At 51.6% G+C, this 19,566-nt stretch carries 22 protein-coding genes; 7 read left to right on the forward strand and 15 right to left on the reverse strand.

The window, feature by feature from the left end; genetic code table 11:
* Positions 1-95: 95 nt before the first annotated feature.
* From METMA_RS0123240 to sdhC, 9 genes are read right to left on the reverse strand one after another with little or no spacing between them, the layout of a single operon-like run.
* Complete coding sequence (locus METMA_RS0123240; RefSeq protein ID WP_020161527.1) at positions 96-1,262, reverse strand: sensor domain-containing diguanylate cyclase; 1,167 nt, start codon at positions 1,260-1,262, stop codon at positions 96-98.
* A 3-nt stretch (positions 1,263-1,265) separates the two neighbouring features.
* The gene (locus METMA_RS28105) at positions 1,266-1,727 is read right to left on the reverse strand and encodes an HDOD domain-containing protein (RefSeq protein WP_084254176.1); all 462 of its coding nucleotides are present in this window, start codon (positions 1,725-1,727) and stop codon (positions 1,266-1,268) included.
* Positions 1,724-2,128 carry an HDOD domain-containing protein gene (locus METMA_RS28110; protein WP_020161529.1) on the reverse strand — a complete coding sequence of 135 codons (405 nt, stop codon included), beginning with the start codon at positions 2,126-2,128 and terminating at the stop codon, positions 1,724-1,726. The genes METMA_RS28105 and METMA_RS28110 overlap by 4 nt, the downstream gene beginning before the upstream one ends.
* 4 nt (positions 2,129-2,132) lie before the next feature.
* The gene (locus tag METMA_RS0123255; RefSeq protein WP_036250730.1) at positions 2,133-2,558 is read right to left on the reverse strand and encodes a protein YgfX; all 426 of its coding nucleotides are present in this window, start codon (positions 2,556-2,558) and stop codon (positions 2,133-2,135) included.
* Positions 2,518-2,766: an FAD assembly factor SdhE gene (locus METMA_RS0123260; RefSeq protein ID WP_020161531.1), complete on the reverse strand. Its 249-nt coding sequence runs from the start codon at positions 2,764-2,766 to the stop codon at positions 2,518-2,520. The genes METMA_RS0123255 and METMA_RS0123260 overlap by 41 nt, the downstream gene beginning before the upstream one ends.
* Positions 2,766-3,551, reverse strand: a complete 786-nt coding sequence (locus tag METMA_RS0123265) for a succinate dehydrogenase iron-sulfur subunit (RefSeq protein WP_020161532.1) — start codon at positions 3,549-3,551, stop codon at positions 2,766-2,768. The genes METMA_RS0123260 and METMA_RS0123265 overlap by 1 nt, the downstream gene beginning before the upstream one ends.
* Positions 3,551-5,335: a succinate dehydrogenase flavoprotein subunit gene (sdhA, locus tag METMA_RS0123270; protein WP_020161533.1), complete on the reverse strand. Its 1,785-nt coding sequence runs from the start codon at positions 5,333-5,335 to the stop codon at positions 3,551-3,553. Before sdhA ends, METMA_RS0123265 begins: the two co-directional genes overlap by 1 nt.
* A 3-nt stretch (positions 5,336-5,338) precedes the next feature.
* Positions 5,339-5,719 carry a succinate dehydrogenase, hydrophobic membrane anchor protein gene (gene sdhD, locus METMA_RS0123275; protein WP_020161534.1) on the reverse strand — a complete coding sequence of 127 codons (381 nt, stop codon included), beginning with the start codon at positions 5,717-5,719 and terminating at the stop codon, positions 5,339-5,341.
* A 12-nt stretch (positions 5,720-5,731) separates the two neighbouring features.
* Positions 5,732-6,112, reverse strand: coding sequence for a succinate dehydrogenase, cytochrome b556 subunit (gene sdhC / locus METMA_RS0123280; RefSeq protein ID WP_020161535.1), 381 nt, complete (start codon positions 6,110-6,112; stop codon positions 5,732-5,734).
* A gap of 177 nt (positions 6,113-6,289) precedes the next feature.
* Between sdhC and ygfZ the strand changes: the two genes are divergently transcribed.
* The 7 genes from ygfZ to METMA_RS25515 all read left to right on the forward strand — a co-directional run bounded on the left by ygfZ (position 6,290) and on the right by METMA_RS25515 (position 13,357).
* Positions 6,290-7,288, forward strand: coding sequence for a CAF17-like 4Fe-4S cluster assembly/insertion protein YgfZ (ygfZ, locus tag METMA_RS0123285; protein WP_020161536.1), 999 nt, complete (start codon positions 6,290-6,292; stop codon positions 7,286-7,288).
* Positions 7,289-7,317: 29 nt separating this feature from the next.
* Complete coding sequence (locus METMA_RS0123290; protein ID WP_020161537.1) at positions 7,318-8,160, forward strand: HDOD domain-containing protein; 843 nt, start codon at positions 7,318-7,320, stop codon at positions 8,158-8,160.
* A 22-nt stretch (positions 8,161-8,182) separates the two neighbouring features.
* On the forward strand, positions 8,183-9,175 hold the full coding sequence (locus METMA_RS25510; protein WP_020161538.1) for a COX15/CtaA family protein: 993 nt from the start codon (positions 8,183-8,185) through the stop codon (positions 9,173-9,175).
* A 961-nt stretch (positions 9,176-10,136) separates the two neighbouring features.
* On the forward strand, positions 10,137-10,931 hold the full coding sequence (locus METMA_RS0123305) for a DUF4349 domain-containing protein (RefSeq protein ID WP_020161540.1): 795 nt from the start codon (positions 10,137-10,139) through the stop codon (positions 10,929-10,931).
* A 227-nt stretch (positions 10,932-11,158) separates the two neighbouring features.
* Positions 11,159-12,025, forward strand: coding sequence for an alpha/beta fold hydrolase (locus tag METMA_RS0123310; RefSeq protein WP_156830610.1), 867 nt, complete (start codon positions 11,159-11,161; stop codon positions 12,023-12,025).
* Between the two features lie 66 nt (positions 12,026-12,091).
* Positions 12,092-12,880, forward strand: coding sequence for a DNA alkylation repair protein (locus METMA_RS0123315; RefSeq protein ID WP_198014599.1), 789 nt, complete (start codon positions 12,092-12,094; stop codon positions 12,878-12,880).
* A 252-nt stretch (positions 12,881-13,132) separates the two neighbouring features.
* On the forward strand, positions 13,133-13,357 hold the full coding sequence (locus METMA_RS25515) for a hypothetical protein (RefSeq protein WP_156830611.1): 225 nt from the start codon (positions 13,133-13,135) through the stop codon (positions 13,355-13,357).
* 542 nt (positions 13,358-13,899) lie between these two features.
* Here the strand turns inward: METMA_RS25515 and METMA_RS26045 are convergent.
* From METMA_RS26045 to METMA_RS0123350, 6 genes are all read right to left on the reverse strand, one after another.
* Complete coding sequence (locus tag METMA_RS26045) at positions 13,900-14,862, reverse strand: hypothetical protein (RefSeq protein ID WP_020161544.1); 963 nt, start codon at positions 14,860-14,862, stop codon at positions 13,900-13,902.
* Complete coding sequence (locus tag METMA_RS0123330) at positions 14,859-15,590, reverse strand: type III pantothenate kinase (RefSeq protein ID WP_020161545.1); 732 nt, start codon at positions 15,588-15,590, stop codon at positions 14,859-14,861. Before METMA_RS0123330 ends, METMA_RS26045 begins: the two co-directional genes overlap by 4 nt.
* The gene (gene birA / locus METMA_RS0123335) at positions 15,587-16,582 is read right to left on the reverse strand and encodes a bifunctional biotin--[acetyl-CoA-carboxylase] ligase/biotin operon repressor BirA (protein WP_020161546.1); all 996 of its coding nucleotides are present in this window, start codon (positions 16,580-16,582) and stop codon (positions 15,587-15,589) included. Before birA ends, METMA_RS0123330 begins: the two co-directional genes overlap by 4 nt.
* A 62-nt stretch (positions 16,583-16,644) precedes the next feature.
* Positions 16,645-17,238, reverse strand: a complete 594-nt coding sequence (locus METMA_RS0123340; RefSeq protein ID WP_020161547.1) for a PilZ domain-containing protein — start codon at positions 17,236-17,238, stop codon at positions 16,645-16,647.
* 20 nt (positions 17,239-17,258) lie between these two features.
* Complete coding sequence (locus METMA_RS0123345; RefSeq protein WP_051114381.1) at positions 17,259-18,134, reverse strand: MotB family protein; 876 nt, start codon at positions 18,132-18,134, stop codon at positions 17,259-17,261.
* Positions 18,135-18,140: 6 nt separating this feature from the next.
* Entirely contained in the window at positions 18,141-18,899 is a 759-nt protein-coding gene (locus METMA_RS0123350; RefSeq protein ID WP_020161549.1) for a MotA/TolQ/ExbB proton channel family protein, read from the reverse strand.
* Positions 18,900-19,566 lie beyond the last annotated feature (667 nt).

Below are 19,566 nucleotides of genomic sequence, written 5' to 3' on the forward strand. Positions count from 1 at the left end.
CTCTTAAATAGAATTTGATACAAGAAGGAGTACAGCGAGAGGTTCAAGCTGAAACAAACGGACAATTATACAATTTATCGCTTTAATCCAAAAAACTATTTATTGCCCTGTCCTGCTTCGGTAAACAGCACTATTCTGTTTCTACCGGCCGCTTTCGCGGCATACAGGGCTTTGTCCGCGTAATGGATTAACAGGTCGATATTCAGGTCGTCTTGGTTCAGGTGCTCTTCGGCCAGGCAATAGAGCCCGATGCTGGCGGTTATCCGCACTGGCTGCTGCTTGCACAGACAACGCAGCGATTCGATTTTTTTCCTGATCCGCTCGGCGAACAATTGACCTTTGCTGTCATTCATATTGGTAAATACCATGACAAATTCCTCACCACCGAAACGCGCCAGAATATCCGACTCACGAATTTCCTCTTTGATGGCCCGCGAAACATCTTTCAGAACAGTATCGCCAAACCCATGGCCGTAAACATCATTAATTTCCTTGAAATGATCGAGATCCAAAACCATCAGGCAAAGCGCCTGACGCTGGCTCCTTGAGCGGGCCAGCGCCGTTTCGATTTGCGCGTAAAAATAGCGGCGGTTGTATAGCCCGGTCAATTCATCGCGCATGGACATGTTTTCATGGTGTTCCTTTAGCAACCTGACATCTTCCAGAGCCCTTTCCAGATGCCGGGTCCGGACAGCAATCTGTTCCTCCATGCGTTGCAGTAACCGATAGTTGGCAATCAGTTCACCCATCATGTTCTTATAAATATGCAGAAGCCGGATATGCCATTCCGAGAAATAATTGACTTCGGGATGGGAGATGTTCAGGACCCCTACCAATTCACCGGCGGCAAAAATAGGCCCGCTGATGACGGATCCCGGCGACACGTCTTCGGCCTGCTGAAAAAATCGCTTATCTTCCTTGCAATTCATGCATTGTTGCAATTCGCCGGTTTTCGCCGCCTGGCCGATGATACCCTGGCCCATTTTGAATTTTAACGGCGCTCGTGCCGTTCTTTCCGCGCCGGAATATTCCTTGCTGCTGATGCCGGTCAGGTTCACCAGGCATTGTTCTTCATCGAGAATGAAAAACGAGCAACGCTCCATGTCCTGGTTACAGATCAGGATGGATAACGCTTTGAAAATGAGTTCTTTTTCGCTAGCGGCCTGACTGTTTAATTCTGAAAGCCCCCTGATGGCGGATAACGAGTTCAATAAATCAATAATCACATCCGATACACTGAATTGCCCCTGGGCTTGTCTCATTTATTATTTTCCTGCGATTGCTAGCGCTGCTGTATAAATATTGTTTTTTGCCGCGAGAAGATCATCAATAACCGATTGCGCCCGGGCCGCGGAAACCCCGAACGCTTCGAGCCGCTTGACGAATAAAGGCAATTCGTCCTGTTGGCCGGACAGCATTTTCTTGGCTGTCGCGAAACATACCGCCAATAAGTCGATCATTCGCCTTTCACTCCCGGTGTAGTCGGTGTTTTTAAACTCCCTTAAAGTAACCGAATAGATGCGCGGCAAATGCCAATGAGCCAGCAGCACGCTTCCGAGCTCATACTGATGCTCCCCCATGGCGGCCAGCATTTCCCGGGAGACCGAACTGCCGTTTGTATTGGCACTCAGTAAAACCTGGTTTAACTCTTCAGGCCACATATAAACCGCGGTAATCAGCCCGATATTAAGCAATAAGCCGGCTGTATAGGCCGTGGAGGGCGTCAGATCTCATCGGAACTCAGCTGACTGAATTGCTGAGCCAATATCGCGGTCAACAAGGCATCCATCCAGAAACGCTCACTGTCAAACTGACTGCATTTCTGGGTGTTCAATTCCAGATTCAAAACCACACCAACCGTAAGGCATTTAACCAGATTAAACCCGAGGACGCGTATAATTGCAAATTTGAGATCGTTGACCTTGCCCGCATGGCCGAAATAAGCTGAATTGGCCAACCCTATCAGCCGGCCGACAAGCACCGGCGAAGTCGAAAGCACGGTTGCAAGCTCATCAATACTGATATCGGGATCGTTGACCGCCTGCAGGATTTTAATGCCGTCAACCGAAAGTGTGGGAAGATTTTTTATTCTTGAAACCTTCAGATTAATTTCATCCGCAACTGTCATATTTTCACCTTGTTATGACGGTGGTTCTCAACTTCACGATAAGACGCCGATAATCATCTTCTAATAAAGCATCACTTAAAACAATAATAGTCTTTTTGCCTTGATCCTGCCTTGTGACATGCAGAAATATCGCGTACAGGGTAATCACCGTTGAATTTAAAATCCGGACCGGTTCGAAGTCCTGGCCCTCCGAGATTTCCCAGCCCGCTGCCTCAGTGAATTTGATTGTCGGCCGCGTGTCAGTCAAACGCTTGACGGCAACCCACAGATGCAGGCAAATGCCGGTCAACAAACTGACCTTGATGACTGGCGGCAAGGCATTGGCCAGACAGGCGCCCATCGCAAGCACGTGCATGGATATCAGCACTCGTTTTAAACGCCCGGAATGCTTAAGCGTCAGTAGCAGAGAGGGCTCGTATTTTTTTGACAAGCGTGGCCATTCCTTTTGCCTCAGGCAATTGTTCGCCCACCAGAAACGTTAACAGCTCCGCATCGCTGTAATTCAGCAATGCCTGAAACAGCGTTTGTTCATCCTGTCCCGCCGTTAAATAGACGCGGTCCAGATAGCGCCCGAGCATGATATCCAGCTCTAGTGTTCCGCGCCGGCAGAGCCATTTCAGTTTTTCCCGATGAATCATCAGCCTTGTTGACGGATTAACAGCATTTTTTTAATTTCAGCGATCGCTTTGGCAGGGTTCAGGTTTTTAGGACAGGTATCGGTACAATTCATGATGGTATGGCAGCGATACAGCTTAAAGGGATCTTCCAGATCATCCAGTCGTTCCCCCGCGTTTTCATCGCGACTATCCGCCAGCCAGCGGTAGGCCTGCAGTAAAACCGCCGGCCCGAGAAAGCGGTCGCTGTTCCACCAGTAACTCGGGCAACTGGTTGAGCAGCAGGCACACAGAATGCATTCATAATAGCCATCGAGTTTTTGGCGGTCCTCTTTGCTCTGCAACCGCTCCATGTCGGCCGGCGCGGGCGTTTGCGTTTCGATCCATGGTTTGATCGAGGCATATTGAGCAAAAAAATGACTCATATCGCCGACCAGATCCTTTATCACCTCCAGATGGGGCAGCGGGAAAATTTTTATCGTGCCCGGATAATCTTCAATGGCATTAATACAGGCCAGCGTATTCTTGCCGTTGATGTTCATCGCGCACGAGCCGCAGATGCCTTCCCGGCACGAACGCCTGAAGGTCAAGGTGCTGTCGATGTCGTTTTTGATCTTGATAATCGCATCGAGCACCATGGGGCCGCAATCATCGAGATCGATTTCATAGGTATCGATCCTGGGGTTTTCCCCCGATTCGGGATCCCATCGGTAAACCTGAAATTGTTTGATGTGCCTGGCGTGCTCGGGCGCTGAAAAAAAGTTGCCTTTCTTAAGCACTGAATTTTTAGGCAAGGCAAATTCGACCATTAGTAAACCCTCTTTTTAGGTGGAATGGCTTCAACTTCATCCGTCAAGGTATACAGATGCACGGGCCGGTAATCGATTTTAATCCGGCCTTTATCCAGCCAGAGCAGCGAATGCTTCAACCAGTTTTGGTCATCGCGCTCGGGATAATCTTCCCGGGCGTGCCCGCCTCGGCTTTCCGTTCTGTTCGCCGCGCCGATTATCGTCACCATCGCCAGACTTAGCAGATTGTCCAGTTCCAGTGTTTCCACCAGATCCGTATTCCAGATCAAGGATTGATCCTTGACCATGATATCGCCAAACGAATCGCTGACTTGCTTTAGTTTTTCAATGCCTTCATTAAGCACGGGACCGGTTCTGAAAACCGAGGCATGCGCCTGCATGGTTTTCTGCATATTTAAACGCACATCGGCCGTTTTTAACGTGCCTTTACCGTGCCGGATTCGGTCGAAGCGCGCGATCGCCTGATCGCAGGCGCCCTGTTTCAAGGGGACGTGCGGCGTTCCCGGCTCGATCAATTCGGCGCAGCGGATGGCTGCCGAGCGACCGAAAACGATCAGATCGAGCAATGAATTCGAACCCAGCCTGTTAGCACCGTGCACCGACACGCAGGCCGCCTCGCCGACCGCCATCAATCCCGGCACCACGGCTTCGGCATCATCGCCGTTCTTGGTGATCACCTCGGCCTTGTAATTAGTCGGAATGCCGCCCATGTTGTAATGTACGGTCGGCAAAATCGGAATCGGTTCTTTGGTGACGTCGACACCGGCAAAAATCCGGGCCGTTTCGGATATGCCGGGCAGGCGTTCCTTGATGATGGCCGGATCCAGATGTTCGAGATGCAGATAAGCATGGTCTCGGTCCTTGCCTACGCCCCGTCCTTCCCTGATTTCCAGGGTAATGGCACGGCTGACGACATCGCGGGAGGCCAGATCCTTGGCATTGGGCGCATAACGCTCCATAAACCGCTCGCCTTCCGAATTGGTCAGATAGCCGCCCTCGCCTCTAACGCCTTCGGTGATCAGACAGCCCGCGCCGTAAATGCCGGTCGGGTGAAACTGCACGAACTCCATGTCCTGCAGCGGCAGACCGGCCCGCAGCACCATCGCGCTGCCGTCGCCGGTCACGGTATGGGCGGACGTGCAGGAGAAAAAGCAGCGCCCATAGCCGCCCGTGGCCAGCACGGTCATATGCGCCCGGAACAGATGCAGGTTGCCGTCTTCCAGGTTCCAGGCCAGCACGCCTTTGCAGACGCCGTCTTCCATGATCAGATCGAGAGCGATATATTCGACAAAAAACTCGGCCTGATGCTTGAGCGATTGCTGATACAGGGTATGCAGGATGGCGTGCCCGGTCAGGTCGGCGGCGGCGCATGTGCGCTGGGCCGTGCCTTCGCCGAAATGCGTGGTCATGCCGCCGAAGGCGCGCTGGTAAATTCTGCCGTCCGGCGTTCTTGAAAACGGCACGCCGTAATGCTCCAATTCCAGGATGGCCGGAATGGCCTCGCGGCACATGTATTCGATGGCATCCTGATCGCCGAGCCAGTCGGAGCCTTTGACGGTATCGTACATATGCCAGCGCCAGTCGTCCTCGCCCATATTGCCCAGGGCCGCGCTGATGCCGCCCTGCGCGGCGACGGTGTGGCTGCGGGTCGGGAAAACCTTGCTGATGCAGGCCGTCTTCAAGCCCTTCTCAGCCATGCCCAGCGTGGCGCGCAAACCGGCACCCCCAGCGCCGACGACCAGGGTGTCGTAGCGATGCTCAATCATTTTATAATTATTCGACATGCTTTATACCATTCCCCTTATTGCAAGGATTGCCAAGACAGCGGCCAGCGCCAGAAGAAAAAATGCCAGTTTGACGACCCATACGGAAACAATCTTCAGCCATTCGGTATGCACGTAATCTTCTATGACTACTTGCAATCCCAGGCCGGCATGATAAAAAACGGCGATAATCCAGGCGACCATGAGCACGCCGTTTAAAGGCTCGGACAGCCACTCCACCGTCTGTGCATGAGGTGATCTCAGTAACTGGCCGATAAACGCCAGCCACCATAGCGACAAAGGAATAAGAGCGACAGCCGTGACTCTCTGCATCCACCAATGAACGGTTCCCGTTTTTGCGGACCCGAGGCCGCGGGCCTTGGCAATCGGTGTGCGGTACTCCATAACACCTCCAGGTTAAATTAAGAAAAAACTGATAACAGTCAGTATGACCGCCGCGATCAACTCGATATAGATATTCCTGTCCATGTGCTCCCGCTCGAACCCGCTGCCCGCATCCCAGATCAGATGGCGGACGCCGTGGCATAAATGAAAGAACAAGGCAAAAATGAAAAGCCATAGCACTAAAGTGCCCAGGGCATGGTGAAGGATATTCTGCATCACGGCATAGGCCTCAGCCCCTGAAGCGAGGGCCAGCAGACTGCCGGCAAACAGCAGTAGCCCTATCGACAATATGACCCCGGTAATGCGGTGAGCGATGGAGGCAACTGCATTTAAAGGCAACTTGTAAACTTGCAGATGAGGTGAAAGAGGTCTGTTACTTTTCTGTTGGTCCATAACACGTCACAATTAAGCCATAGTGAGGGTTGATAATACCTTGTCATCGCTCGCTAAGCCAATACAAAATAATACCTATTTCAATCGTGACAGCCTGTTGAACCGGCTGATTTATTGTCTTTGTCTAAACCGCGCTATAATCGGCGCCCGCCCTCAAACCCTTAATTGATCGTATTTATGAACCCGAACTGGAAAACCTTTTTAAGCGCCGAACAGGCGGCATTCAACAATGATGGCGACATTGTTTTTCCCTCTATATCGTCCGACAGCGACAAACAAATTTTTGCCGTCTCCGACCTGGCGGTGCTGACCGTTACCGGAAAGGATGCGGCCAAATTCCTGCAGGGACAGATCACCTGCAATATCAGCGATATCAGCGAAACCCAAAGCAGTCTAGGCGCCTTTTGCAATCCGAAAGGCCGGGTCATTACGACTTTTTTGCTGGTTAAAAAAGCCGACGCGTTCCTGTTGATTTTACCGGCGACGCTACTGGAACCGGTTAAAAAACGGTTGCGGATGTATGTTCTGCGATCCGACGTACAGTTGACCGACAGCTCGAATGAATTATGCCTGATCGGCCTCGGCTATCCTGCCGGACAGACAAGCGGACCCGCCTTGCCGGAACCGTTATTCGCCACCGTCCAGCAAGATGCGGTCTTTATCAATCTTTCAACCAAACAAAACCGCTGCCTGGTGATTTCGGAACCGGAAACGGCCCAGGCGCTTTGGCGGACCCGGGTCGGCACTCAAGGTTTTCAGCCTCAGGATTCGGCTCAATGGCGTTATCTCGACATCCTGTCAGGCTTGCCATGGCTGACTCCCGAAACCTCGGAAGAATTCATTCCGCAAATGCTCAATCTTGATAAATTGGGCGGCATCAGTTTTAACAAGGGCTGCTATACCGGCCAGGAAATCGTGGCCCGAACGCATTATCTGGGTAAAACCAAGCGGGAAATGTTTCTGGCCGAATGCGCCTCATCAGCCGCGCCCGAAGCCAATACCGCCATCATCGATAACAGTACCGGTACGGAGCAAAGCATCGGCACGGTTCTCATGGCGCAATCTTGGCAAAATGTTTGTAAAATGCTCATCGTGCTGCAGGTGTCTGACACGAATGATTATCGCCTTGCGTTAAAAAACCGCGATCAGGACAAAGTTACATTATTAACGCTATAATTCATCCCTTTAATAAAGGTTCACCACGCATGCAATTTTCTACTGTTCAAGGTTTCCTCGATTATGTTCAGGAGGAACTTGATGCCAACCGTCTGGTTTTGCCTACATTGCCCGAGATTGCTTTAAAAGTCAGAGATGCGGTTTCCCAAGGAGACGCATCAGCTCGGGAGCTGGCCGATATGATAGTCACCGACGCGGCACTTTCCGCACGCCTGATCCGCGTCGCCAACAGCCCTCTCTATCGCGGCGCCGTTGAAATCAACAATATCCAGATGGCTGTCGCCCGGCTGGGTAATTTAACCATACGGACATTGGTGACCAGCCTGGTCATGCAGCAGATGTTTTGCCCGACGACCCAGGTTCTGGAACATCATTTCCGCAAGACCTGGGAGGAAAGTGTCAACGTCTCGTCCATCAGTCGGGCGCTGACGATATTCGCGCCGCATCTCAATGCCGATGAGGCGATGCTGGCGGGCTTGATACATCAAATCGGCAAACTGCCTATCCTGATGCTGGTCGAGAACATCCCCCAATTTAGGGAAAGCCCGACACTGCTGGAAAAACTGCTGGAAAAGGCCCATCCTGCCGTCGGCAAAATGATCATGGAAAGCTGGAATTTTCCGCACGATTTAAAACCTGTAGCCTCGGAGTATGTCAACTTTCAATACGATTCAGGCCCTAAAGCGGATTATGTCGATATCGTGCAGGTCGCTTTCCTACAGAGCATCACGGGAACCGATCATCCGGCATGCCGGATTGATTACTCTACGGTTCCCGCTTTCGGCAAGCTCGGTCTTGCAACCGATGCTGAAATGCTGGAAATTGAAAGCATTTCAGATGAAATTGAATTAGCAAAGAGCATGCTTTCATAAACAGCTGTACCCTGATAGAACCATGATGAATACACAAGCCGCCTTACGTTTCCGCCGCCTGGGCACCTTAACCATTTTCGCCGTCTACTTTGTCATTCTCGTGGGCGGCATCGTAAGAGCCTCCGGCGCGGGCATGGGGTGCCCCGACTGGCCGACCTGCTTCGGGCAATGGGTGCCGCCTACCGACGAATCCCAGCTGCCGGCCAATTACCATGAAATCTATGCCGAACGCGGCTATGAAAACACGCAATTCAACCCGGTAAAAACCTGGACCGAATACACCAACCGGCTGGTCGGTGTGACGATTGGATTCCTGATCTTCCTGACCGCCTGGTCATCGCGCATTTACCTGAAAACCGACAAGACCGTCTTTTATTTATCGTTAAGCGCTTTTTTCCTGGTCGGCTTCCAGGGCTGGCTGGGTTCGACCGTGGTCGCCAGCAATCTGAAGCCCATCATGATCACGCTGCATATGCTGCTGGCTTTGTTTATAGTGGCCTTGCTTATTTATACGATTGCCCGGTCGCAACGCGATTTTATCGGCCGGATTGACACGCACGGACTGCCCGACAAATTCAAGACAGTCTTGATCGCGGCCATGGCCATGACTTTGATACAAGTCGCCATGGGCACCCAGGTGCGCGAAACGGTGGACTTCATCATGCATGAACACGCCTATATCGACCGCCAATACTGGCGCGAGGACTTTCCGATCATTTTCTATGTTCATCGGTCATTTTCATCGATCATTTTATTTACCAACCTCTGGCTGGTCTGGAAAATTTACCGGTCAGTCGACAGAAACAGCATCCTGATGCGCACCGGTTTCGCGCTGATCGGACTGATTGCGACCGCCATCATCGCCGGCATCACCCTGGACAGACTGGGCATGCCGCCGGTGGCTCAACCCATTCATTTACTTATGGCCAACCTGATTTTCGGCGTCCAGTTCTTCCTGTATATCTGCCTGAGTTATGCGTCCAACAAACCGGTGGTTTTACAACCTAATGTGTAGAAGTTATGCAGGGGCGAATTCATTCGCCCCTGGCGACTAAAGTCGCCCCCACAGTTTTTACTTGTCAAACTTCAGGAAAGTCATTTTTCGACTTATCCTTAATGAATAATAAAGCTTGAACATTCGCCAAGGATGAAGCCATGCCCTGCCCCGCTGGCATGGACAAAACCGGACAAGCTGTTGCCAATCCACCCTGAGTGGCCTGGTTCACGCCCACCCGGCCATCAATTCCAATACCATGGCCCCCAAGTGGTGAATGTCGGTTTTTGAGAGAGGCGAAAAGGAGCTGTCGGCCCAAATCGCTCTTCTATCCCATTTGCCTGACCAACTGCTTATTGCTGGATAACTGAACAGGCCATCATAAAGATAAAAGGAAACCGTATATCATCCGACACAGGAAGATATACGGTTAAGGTTTTGACGTACCTATTGAGTTTTATTGCCCAGGTTGAGTTAATCAGGGATGATATACAAAAAACTATTTAAATTACTTGTTCGGTTTCGCGGATGGGTCCTTTCATAGATGGCTGGGAAATTGAAGATGTTGAGGCCGTGATAGCGCATGGCATTCCGGAAGAGTTGCTGTACGTCCCTATCGTGGTATCTCTGGCCCCTCCTGATTGTGAGTGGGCGCAAGAGGTCTGCATTGGCCTCTCGAATCATCCGCATTTCAATGTACGCGGTAACGCCATTCTCGGTTTTGGACATCTCGCTCGTACATGCCGTAGGCTCGACTTGGAGCGAGTCCTTCCAATCGTATCGGCAGCGTTGAAGCACGAGCATGAGTATGTCCGAGGGCAAGCCGAGGATGCGGCGGCCGATATCAACCATTACCTGAAAACAATGGTGCCAAGCCCATGAAACCGAACAATCGCGTCAACAAGCACGGGCGCCGGAAAACCACCCTAAGCCCCGCGTTCTGCCGCCGGTTACGCAAATCGTTAAGCACTTTGGAGACCTCATGAAACATCTATTGCTCCCCTTGTTGATCCTGATGGTTGTAACCGGGTGTGCCGAGAATGAAGAATCAACAGCGATGGCACTGGCCCCATCCATTACGCAGGCACCAGCGGGAAAAGCATCCTCGTTTTTGGCTTATGAACACTCACTGTCGGTAGACACGGAGGAACAGAAGGTTGCCGAGGCCTTCGAAGCGGCGCAGGCCGCCTGTCGTGGAGCTGCCGACGAGCTTTGCACCATTTTGGAGTCTCGCGTCAGCTCAGGACGGGCAGCGTCGGCTTCACTGAAATTCCGCGCCAAGCCAAACGGAATCAGGAAGATTGTTGCTACGCTAAGCAAACAGGCCGAAGTTACGAATCAATCGACCACCGCTGAAGACCTGGAAGCTCCAATTGCGGATGCCGAAAAGAAACTGGCTATGCTCAAGGACTACCGATCAATGCTTGAAGCGCTTCGTGGCCGCGCCGGCAATGATATCGATGCTCTCATCAAGGTCAATCGAGAGCTGGCGCAAGTCCAGAGCGAACTTGAGGCCAGTGGGGGTACGCATGCCCATCTTGTTCAGCGTGTGGAGACAGAAATCCTCAATGTGTATATCCACTCGGTTGAACATCGAGGCTTCTGGAGGCCGATCGGTTTCGCAATTTCAGACTTTGGCCGCAATTTGTCAAAAGGGATTTCTATTGCAATTACTAGCCTTGCCTTTTTGATTCCCTGGGTCATCGTGCTTGCCCTTGTTGTCTGGGGCGGCCGTAAGCTGTGGAGTCGCCGGAAAAGGGCAGAAACAAGTGCCTAAATCATATAATCAGGGAATGAACGGTTTAAAGCGCAAATCTAGAAACTGACCGGCCAACCAAAAAAGCGGACTGCCTTGTCGATTGGTGGAAAGAGAGGATTTAAATTTACTCTGACCCCAACTATTATTGATTAAGAATAAACAACTGGAGTTATACGACAAATGCATTATTGGGTTATTGGACGCCTGATGTCATATATTACGTTATGCATAAGATGGAGAAACCTTTGAAATTTAGTCGGTTCGGCTCCGACAATGGACACATAGTAGTCTATTTTCATGGCGCGCCTGGAGCGCCGGAAGAATGTAGCATTTTCGATCTGGAAGGAAAAAATCACGGCCTGACGTTTATTTGTTTAGACCGGTTTTCGGCCGATCCGTCCATCAATGGGGAAGCGTATTTCAAACTTCTGGCTGCGGAAATTTCAAGAATAGCCTCCGGAAAACAAGTGGATGTTGTTGGATTTTCAATCGGTGCATTTATTGCGCTACAGACCTTCCGTTACATGACCAATGGGGTCGGAAGTTTGCATTTGGTTTCTGCGGCTGCGCCGCTAGAGGCTGGCGATCATCTTGAAACCATGGCTGGCAAGCAAGTTTTTAAGTTGGCAAAAGTGGTACCTGCCTTGTTCGTTTTGTTGTCTTACTGGCAAGGATTGCTCGCATGGCTTTCTCCCAATGCCTTATTTCACTTGTTGTTCACCAGCGCCGCTGGCGAAGATAAGGCATTGGCTGCCGACCGTGAATTTCGCGCTGGCATCACTAAAGTATTGAAGGCCTGCTTTATTGGCCACGTCCAAGGCTACGCAAGAGATATTGGGCATTATGTGCGGCCATGGAAAACGACGCTCACTGAGATATCCGTCAATACTTATATTTGGCACGGTGCCGAGGACAACTGGTCTCCACCGCTGATGGCTGAGTACTTGAAGTCAGCGATTCCTGGTTGCACCTCGACCAAAATATTCAATGGACTGTCACACTATTCATGCCTGTACCAAGCGGCACCTGGAATATGCAATCTTATTAGGCAAGGCATAACATTGCGATCGAGTGAGACACTCCTATCGTCGCGCCCTTCACCTCTACGTTAGCCATTACGGAGAACTCACATGCTATGCATTCCTGACGCACCCCAATCAATACAGAAAGGGGTACCCTTGAAAAATGTATTGGGTTTGGAGGCCGTCGACTGCTTAGCGAACAATATCGCATATGTTTATTCAGAATTCCGCGCGGATGAATTTCGAAAATGCGCATTGGACAACCTGGATTCCATGGAGTTTATGGAGAGAGGCACGCATATTGCCCGAGCGCTTCGAAACCATTTGCCGGAAAAGTACGAAAAGGCTGTTGAAGTCATTCTCGCTTCGCTCACCCCGCCGAATGCTGCAACAGAAGGGCTTGGTCTCGCGGTATTGTTTTATCAGCCTCATAGCTGTTTTATTTCTACATATGGCCTGGATAAGGAATACAACGGAGGCGACGACCCTTTCGATATCTCGATGAAGGCGCAGTATGAACTCACAAAACGTTATACGTCCGAGTTTTCCATTCGGCCATTTCTAATGATGTATCAGGAGCGTACGCTGTCACGGTTGGAAGAATGGATTTCCGATCCAGATCCTCATGTTCGGCGCCTCTGTTCCGAAGGGTCTCGCCCCCGGCTTCCATGGGCTCCACGAATTCCTGCTTTTGTGGAAGATCCCTCTCCAATACTCCCAATATTAGAATCGCTAAAAAACGATCAAAGCATCTATGTGCGTCGCAGCGTTGCAAATAGTCTAGGGGATATCGCGAAAGACCATCCCGACTTAGTCCTTGAACTATGTGAGAGCTGGCTCAGCATTGCCTCCAAGGAAGTTAAATGGGTTATCCGCCATGCGTTAAGGCACCCTGCGAAAAGAGGAGACAAGGTTGCTCTGCAACTCAGAGCTAAGGCGAAATAGGGGCAAATGATGGTTATGGCTAACAATCGCATTCACTCGGACAGCAAAAAGCGGCGCTCCCCGTTCCTCGTCGCTGTGCTTTTTGCTGCCGGCGATGCGAAGCGTTGGGCCTAGAAGGAAACGGTATGAGCGAGCACGAGCCGAAGGTAAAAAGTGCACTTTGGCAAACCGTTTTTTTTCTTGCTTATCGCCATCTCTTCACTTCTACTGGTATTTATATGTACCCTCAAGCTAGAAGGGGACGCTCTGAAGATGAGTTTATTGTGGAGTGGCGCTGCTATGGCAATCGCTGCGCTCGTTGCGCAAAACAGGTATAGCCATTTCAACGCGCTACTCACACCAAATACATTTGTCTCTTCCGAATTTGTTACCGTTCTGCTCAAGTATCGCGAGTATCAACAAGACGGTAGTTGGGTACTTCTACTGCTGGCAGTTCTTGGGGTTTTTATTGGTGTCTATGGCTCTCTTGTCGGCTAAATACGGCAATGTCCAGCCAAGCCAGGCCCAACCCGGCAGTCAACAGGACCTCCGCGAAAAGCCGATTAGTGCGGTTACTTTCTACGTTGAACGGCTGCTTTCTGACTTTTACCTGCTATTCCCTTGAAATTCTTGAATGCCTCTGATTGGTCAAACTCGGGCGGTTCAATATCTAACCGGATTCGTATCGGAATTGATGGCTGTTTTCAAATCGGGAAACCTGATTGGTTTTCGACCGGAATCAGTGGTGGGTTTCATCAAAATCCACAATGAGTAGCACAAAAGCTTTAGATTTCTCTGGCCCCATGTTTTATACAGCCGAGTTTCCTGAGCAATCTGAAAACAGCTTAGGAATGGGTATAAAATAACTTCCTCAAGGAGTCGGAGGATTTTCCGGTGTAAGCGCGGATTTATTTATGCCCTATGGGTACTTGTGCCCTAGAGGGTATCCGCGCAGTGCGAATGAATTCGCACCTACAATTTTCTGATTTATTCCATGCTCATTACTTAGTATTCAAACTTTATTACCTCTACACACCTGATCATTCGCATTGCTCCATTTGCCTGACGGCAATGGCCGGGTAAGTTTGCCGCATGACATTCAAGCGCTCCAACACCTTGCCGTTGCCTTTAATCCGGGCATATTTTCGAGGCTTAATGATGTATCGGGGCCTGACTTCGACCTGAATGCCCTTGGCAAGCAACTGGCTCCTGAGTATCGAGGCCCGGCTTTCATTTTTGAATATGCCTAACGAAATCAGCCCCTTGTCATCACCCTTGCGAAACAGCCAGAGATCCTGGACACCTTTTTCCCTGAGCATTTTCACGTTGGCCTCAGCCTCCTGCATGGTTTCCGGCGCCGGGTAATAAACCAGGTAATCATTGATCACCTCGCCATCCCGGGTTAACGGTTCAATCGCCTTCCTGGCCACGTTTAGCTCGTTTTTCCAAAGCTGATAGGCATTACCATTGACGAAAGGACCGACTTCATAACAACTCACCGGCTCTATTGCCTTGTCGCTGTTCCGGGGTTTCTCGGCCGCCGCAATCGCTAACTGAGCGGGTTTGGCTTCAGGCGCGGGCTGGCTTGCAGTCACCTTTCCAAGCGGAGCAGGGGCATTGGCGGCTGGTTCCTTTTTGTTCTGCCCGGCCGGAAGCGCGGGGCCAATGTCAGCCAACGGAGTCGGCTCGATCCGCGGCTTTTCCGTGGCGGGCGAATCAGGCTCCGCCGCCGGCAACCGATCGTCATGCTGCTCCAAACCTTCAGGCAATACGGGCTCGGCCTCGGCGGTTATCGTCGGCGCCGCCGCCGCAGGCTCCGGTTTTGGTTCGGCTGCCTGGGGCCGAGGCGGCTCTTTCAGCTCGCTGACCAATAGAATCCGTTCCTGATCCGGTGAAATTTGCTGCTCGGCGCTGACAATCGAAGGAGCGAAAGCGCCCTGTTTGTATTCCCACATGAACAGACCGACATTGGCCAACGCCACTAAAAACAATAAGATCTTCACACACTACCCTTCAAAACGATGGACAGCCCACGCAACACGATATCGGTATCGATGATGGGCTTGAAAACCAGCTGTTCGGCGATGAGTTCGGCATCGCCGCCCGTCAAAATCACTCGCGCATTTTCCGGCAACCCGGCCACCACATGCTCTATCAATCCGACCGCAGCCGACAACGTGCCGCTATGGATTGCGGCTTCGGTCCCTGTTGCCAATCCGAATGCATGGTTAGCTTCACTGAATTGAAGTTGTTCGGTGCCCTGGGAGAGCGATTTTTTCATCAGCAGCAATCCGGGGCTGATCAGGCCGCCCTGATGTCTGCCGCGGGCATCGAGCACATCCACGGTTATTGCCGTGCCGCAATCGATCACGCAGGCAGGCCCCGTATAATCGTGCCGGGCCGCCACCAGCGATAACCAGCGGTCAACACCGAGCTTCTCCGGTTGTGCATAGGCATTCCGCACGCCGAATGCCTGCGCCTGGGATTTGACGGACCGGACGTCCACGCCCGGCCAAAGTTCAAGCGCCGCCGACCGGACCTGCTCGAACAGATGCCCGGCACTGACACAGGCGACGGCGATATGTCGCGGCGGAACAAGATGCTGCCAGAGCTCGACCAGCGCATGCTGCGTCACCTGATCGTGAACGAGCGGCTGCCCGGCAATGAGCCGATGGTCTTCGGCCGCGCCCCACTTCAGCCGGGTATTGCCTATATCGATCAATAAATTCATTGCGACGAACCGCTAAAACTGACTTCCCCGGAAGCGAACGCCTGAAGGCTGCCGTCAGACCGCTTGATCAACAGCGTGCCGTCATCATTGATGCCTTCAACAATACCGTCGAATGGCTGCGTGCCGATAAACAGTGTCGCCGCTTTGCCTTTCAGACTGTCATAAGCGCGCCACTCATCGACGTAGGCTTGAATGCCGGCGCCTTCGAAATCCGCGATAACCGGCAACAGATGCTCCAGCAGCAAACCGGCCAGCCTGTTCCTGGATAACCGGTGGCGGCCGGTCACCTTGCTCAGATCGGTCCATGCCTGATCAATATTTTCTGTTTCGGCTTCCGGCAAGAACAAATTCAGCCCCAGGCCGATCACCGCCGAACACGGGCCATCGGTTTCGCCTGAAACCTCAACCAGAATGCCGCCCAGTTTTTTACCCTGGCTGTAGATGTCATTAGGCCATTTCAGACCGATATCCTCGACATCATGCTGTTTTAAAGCCCGCATGACCGCGACGCCGATAGCCAGGCTCAAGCCGGAGATAGCGGCCGGCCCCTGCTGAAAGCGCCATAGGATCGACAGGTAAATATTGCTGCCGTAGGGCGACACCCACTGCCGCCCGCGCCTGCCCTTGCCCGCGCTCTGATGTTCCGCGAAGCAAACCGCGCCCGAGCGCGCGTCTTGCCGGGCGCGTTCCACCAGATAACTGTTCGTGGAATGGATCCGGTCATGGATCTCGAGCGATGAGATCAAGGCGCGGACCCGCTCGCTCAGGACTGCCTCGATTTCGGCATGAGCCAGCAGCTCAAGCGGTTTATCCAGCCGATAGCCCCTGCCCCGGACCGCTGAGTGTTGCAGGCCCAGTTCGGCCAGATGGTTCAATTGCTTCCATATCGCTGCCCGGCTGAGCCGCATGGTGTCGGCCAGTTCGGTTCCGGAATGAAATTGGCCGTCTGCCAAAATAGCCAGGAGCTTTTTTTGTGTTTCGGAAATGACCACGTCGCTAGCCCCCGAACGACCGTTGATTTATGTTAAAAGCCAAAATGTTCGATACCTCTTTGTCATGACTGATGACCCGCTTCTTTTTTATCACGGATCTGCTGCAATTGCCTTTTGACCACATGCTTGATCAACAATTCTCGGTCCTGCTCTTCCATGCCGATATAATCAACGCCGATTCTATAGGGATACCGGCCGTCAGCGGCAGGCTGTTCATTGCAGTAAATCACCTTGCCGTAGGTCACGATCATGGCCATGCAGGAGACCAGCCACATTTTGATTTCCAGAAACTCACCGGGCTTAAGCGCTTCTTCACTTTCAAAAGCCAGGCCGGCCGCGCTGAGGTTTACGTTACGCGCATTTTTTTCTCTAAAGGCGCTATCCTGCGTGATGATGGCCTGCGCCAGCAGGCCAATTTTACGATCGATCAATTTCAAATAATTGACGACGTCAGGCTGGCTCTTTTCCAGCCGGCGCAAAAGCACGGTCGATTCCTGCGACAGCATTTCCAGGGCAGCGGACAGCGAGTAATGCGTCAAGACATTATTTTCGGCCGGCCCCGCTCCCGCCGCCTCGTGTTGATCGATTTTCCTGTAGAACAGATCAACTTCATCATCAATGCGAAAAAATCGCCGTTTCTCTTTAGAACCCGTCATGTCCCCTACCTTGATAGCCTTTAATTTATTTTGTCCGTGTCGACTAACGAATCGGCGCCAGCCAGCTTTTTTCGTTCCAAGTCCAAAGTGGGGTCCGTCTCAACGATGACAACTTCCACGCGTCTGTTTCTGGCCCGGTTTTCTTCGGATGTATTGGGCACCAACGGTTGAGTATCCGCATAACCTTGTACAACCACACGCTCTTTGTCGATACCGTTGTTATGGAGCATGTGCAGCGCCACCGTCACCGCGCGCGATGACGCCAATTCCCAATTGGAGCGGTAGCTGCTGTTGGTAATCGGCACATCATCGGTATGCCCGGAAATCTGCACCAGGCCGTTTGCTTTCGCGGCGGCGGCGGTGATTTTATCCATGACGGCGGCAAATCCGCCCTGAAGCTCGGCGCTGCCGGAGGGAAACGAGCCCTTTTCCTGAATCCGCATGACGATTTTTAAGCCGTTGGCTTCTACCGATACCAGACCTTGGCGAATCTCCTCTTTCAACAGTTCCCTGATTCTTTCCGCTTCATCTTCAATTTCAGCCAGCTTGGCTGCCATAACCTGTTTTTTAAGCGCTTCAATATCAGTATCCCGGGTTAGCGTTTGCTCGGGCATTGCCTGTCTGGCTTCGTCCAGCATGGCGGGGTCCGCCAGTGACGGCGAAAAGTTCTGCTCAATAACGCTGGTGCCCATGGGCGTATCGGTCTGGAAGACTTCGTTCTGCACGCCAAACGCGCTTTTCATGGAACCGGCTATCTGCTTGAATTTCCTGATATCCTGGGTAGCCGATGAAAGCAGCAATACAAAAAAGCACAGCAGCAACGTGCAAAGATCGGCAAATGTCGCCAACCAGGCCGGTGCGCCAGGCCGACACTTGGAACGACGTTGATCAGCCATGTTGCATTACTCTCCGTCCTTTTTGCGGTCTTTATCGGAAATATACGACATCAATAACGCTTCCAGTATTTTTGGATTCATGCCTTCCTGGATGCTATTAATGGTTTCAAGAATCAGCTCCATGTTGGTTCTCTCATATAACAGTACGGTCGACAGTTTATCGACGATAGGCAATGCGAAACAGTTGGCGATCATGGCACCGTACAGCGTCGTTAACAGCGCCACCGCCATGGCGGGCCCGATGCTGGACGGATCGGACATATTGGCCAACATCTGCACCAAACCGATCAAGGTACCGATCATGCCCATGGCCGGCGCCAGATCGGCAACCCCTTTCCACATGTATTGGCCGACTTCATTGCGGGCAATCATTTGATTGATTTCCTGAGCGAGCATCTTCCTGACGAAAACAGGATCGTGGCCGTCGACACATAAATTGATCCCCTTTTTCAAAAAAGCATTGGAAATATCTTCATCTTCCAACGCCAGCAAGCCGTTTTTTCTTGCTATATTGGAAAGGCGCACCGCATCTTCAATTAAATCCAGAGGGTTTTCTTTTTTATTAAAGAAAGCTTTCGCCACCACATGAAACGAGCGAAAAAAATCCGTAATGGGAATCCGCATCAATGAGGTGCCAAAGGTTCCGCCGATCACAATCAGTATAGACGGCAGATCGACAAATAACATGATATCGCTGCTGGTGGATATGGCGGCAACGATAATGCCCACGCCGAGCAGAAAGCCGATCAGGGAAGCGACATCCATCAGTTGCCCCGATACGTGGTCGAATCCATACAGCAGCGAAACCTGTTTCTTTTCAAAAAGTCTCTTTCATCCAGTCTCTCTTTAACGAGAACAAATCCATCGATACACATAAATTCAATTGATCAAAAAACAATAAAGATAAAAACCGGTTCCGGCAGCATGTTGCGTGACGAAATTCAACAACGGAAGCCCATCCATAAAAGTCCGGCGAATTATACTGCATATGGCACGATTAATAACCGGTGTTGCGGAACGGCTGGCTGTTTACCCTTGTCGCTTAAACCATTCTCTCCGGCCTCACCTCTATAAGCCTAGCTGAATTTTTAATGACTTACTGATGTTACACAGTCAGTTGAAGTTAGATCGATTTAATTTAAGGTGTCGCTAGCGCGACGGTTTTATTTAATCGGGTTTATCGCACCCGAAGGCGAGTTACTTTCTTTTGCGCGGCCAAAAGAAAGTAACCAAAGAAAAGGCCGCCCGGTTGCCGCTTGCATCCTGTGCTCCTCGCTTTCGCCGAGGGTTGCCAAAAGGGACTCCTGTCCCTTTGGCAACGCGCTTCATCCCTGAAGCGCCCCTTCGGGCTATTCTCGGCGAAAGCTGCGGTGCTCGGCGCGGCAAACGGGATGAAACCACTCATGCGTAACATCAGTGACTTATATTCAGC

Source organism: Methylobacter marinus A45 (assembly GCF_000383855.1).
Taxonomy (GTDB): domain Bacteria; phylum Pseudomonadota; class Gammaproteobacteria; order Methylococcales; family Methylomonadaceae; genus Methylobacter; species Methylobacter marinus.

Coding starts and splice junctions, on each gene's coding strand:
- METMA_RS0123240 (WP_020161527.1), bottom strand. CDS start 1,262: ATGAGACAAGCCCAGGGGCAATTCAGTGTATCGGATGTGATTATTGAT.
- METMA_RS28110 (WP_020161529.1), bottom strand. CDS start 2,128: ATGACAGTTGCGGATGAAATTAATCTGAAGGTTTCAAGAATAAAAAAT.
- METMA_RS0123260 (WP_020161531.1), bottom strand. CDS start 2,766: ATGATTCATCGGGAAAAACTGAAATGGCTCTGCCGGCGCGGAACACTA.
- METMA_RS0123265 (WP_020161532.1), bottom strand. CDS start 3,551: ATGGTCGAATTTGCCTTGCCTAAAAATTCAGTGCTTAAGAAAGGCAAC.
- sdhA (WP_020161533.1), bottom strand. CDS start 5,335: ATGTCGAATAATTATAAAATGATTGAGCATCGCTACGACACCCTGGTC.
- sdhD (WP_020161534.1), bottom strand. CDS start 5,719: ATGGAGTACCGCACACCGATTGCCAAGGCCCGCGGCCTCGGGTCCGCA.
- sdhC (WP_020161535.1), bottom strand. CDS start 6,112: ATGGACCAACAGAAAAGTAACAGACCTCTTTCACCTCATCTGCAAGTT.
- ygfZ (WP_020161536.1), top strand. CDS start 6,290: ATGAACCCGAACTGGAAAACCTTTTTAAGCGCCGAACAGGCGGCATTC.
- METMA_RS0123290 (WP_020161537.1), top strand. CDS start 7,318: ATGCAATTTTCTACTGTTCAAGGTTTCCTCGATTATGTTCAGGAGGAA.
- METMA_RS25510 (WP_020161538.1), top strand. CDS start 8,183: ATGATGAATACACAAGCCGCCTTACGTTTCCGCCGCCTGGGCACCTTA.
- METMA_RS0123305 (WP_020161540.1), top strand. CDS start 10,137: ATGAAACATCTATTGCTCCCCTTGTTGATCCTGATGGTTGTAACCGGG.
- METMA_RS25515 (WP_156830611.1), top strand. CDS start 13,133: ATGAGTTTATTGTGGAGTGGCGCTGCTATGGCAATCGCTGCGCTCGTT.
- METMA_RS0123330 (WP_020161545.1), bottom strand. CDS start 15,590: ATGAATTTATTGATCGATATAGGCAATACCCGGCTGAAGTGGGGCGCG.
- METMA_RS0123340 (WP_020161547.1), bottom strand. CDS start 17,238: ATGACGGGTTCTAAAGAGAAACGGCGATTTTTTCGCATTGATGATGAA.
- METMA_RS0123345 (WP_051114381.1), bottom strand. CDS start 18,134: ATGGCTGATCAACGTCGTTCCAAGTGTCGGCCTGGCGCACCGGCCTGG.
- METMA_RS0123350 (WP_020161549.1), bottom strand. CDS start 18,899: ATGGATGTCGCTTCCCTGATCGGCTTTCTGCTCGGCGTGGGCATTATC.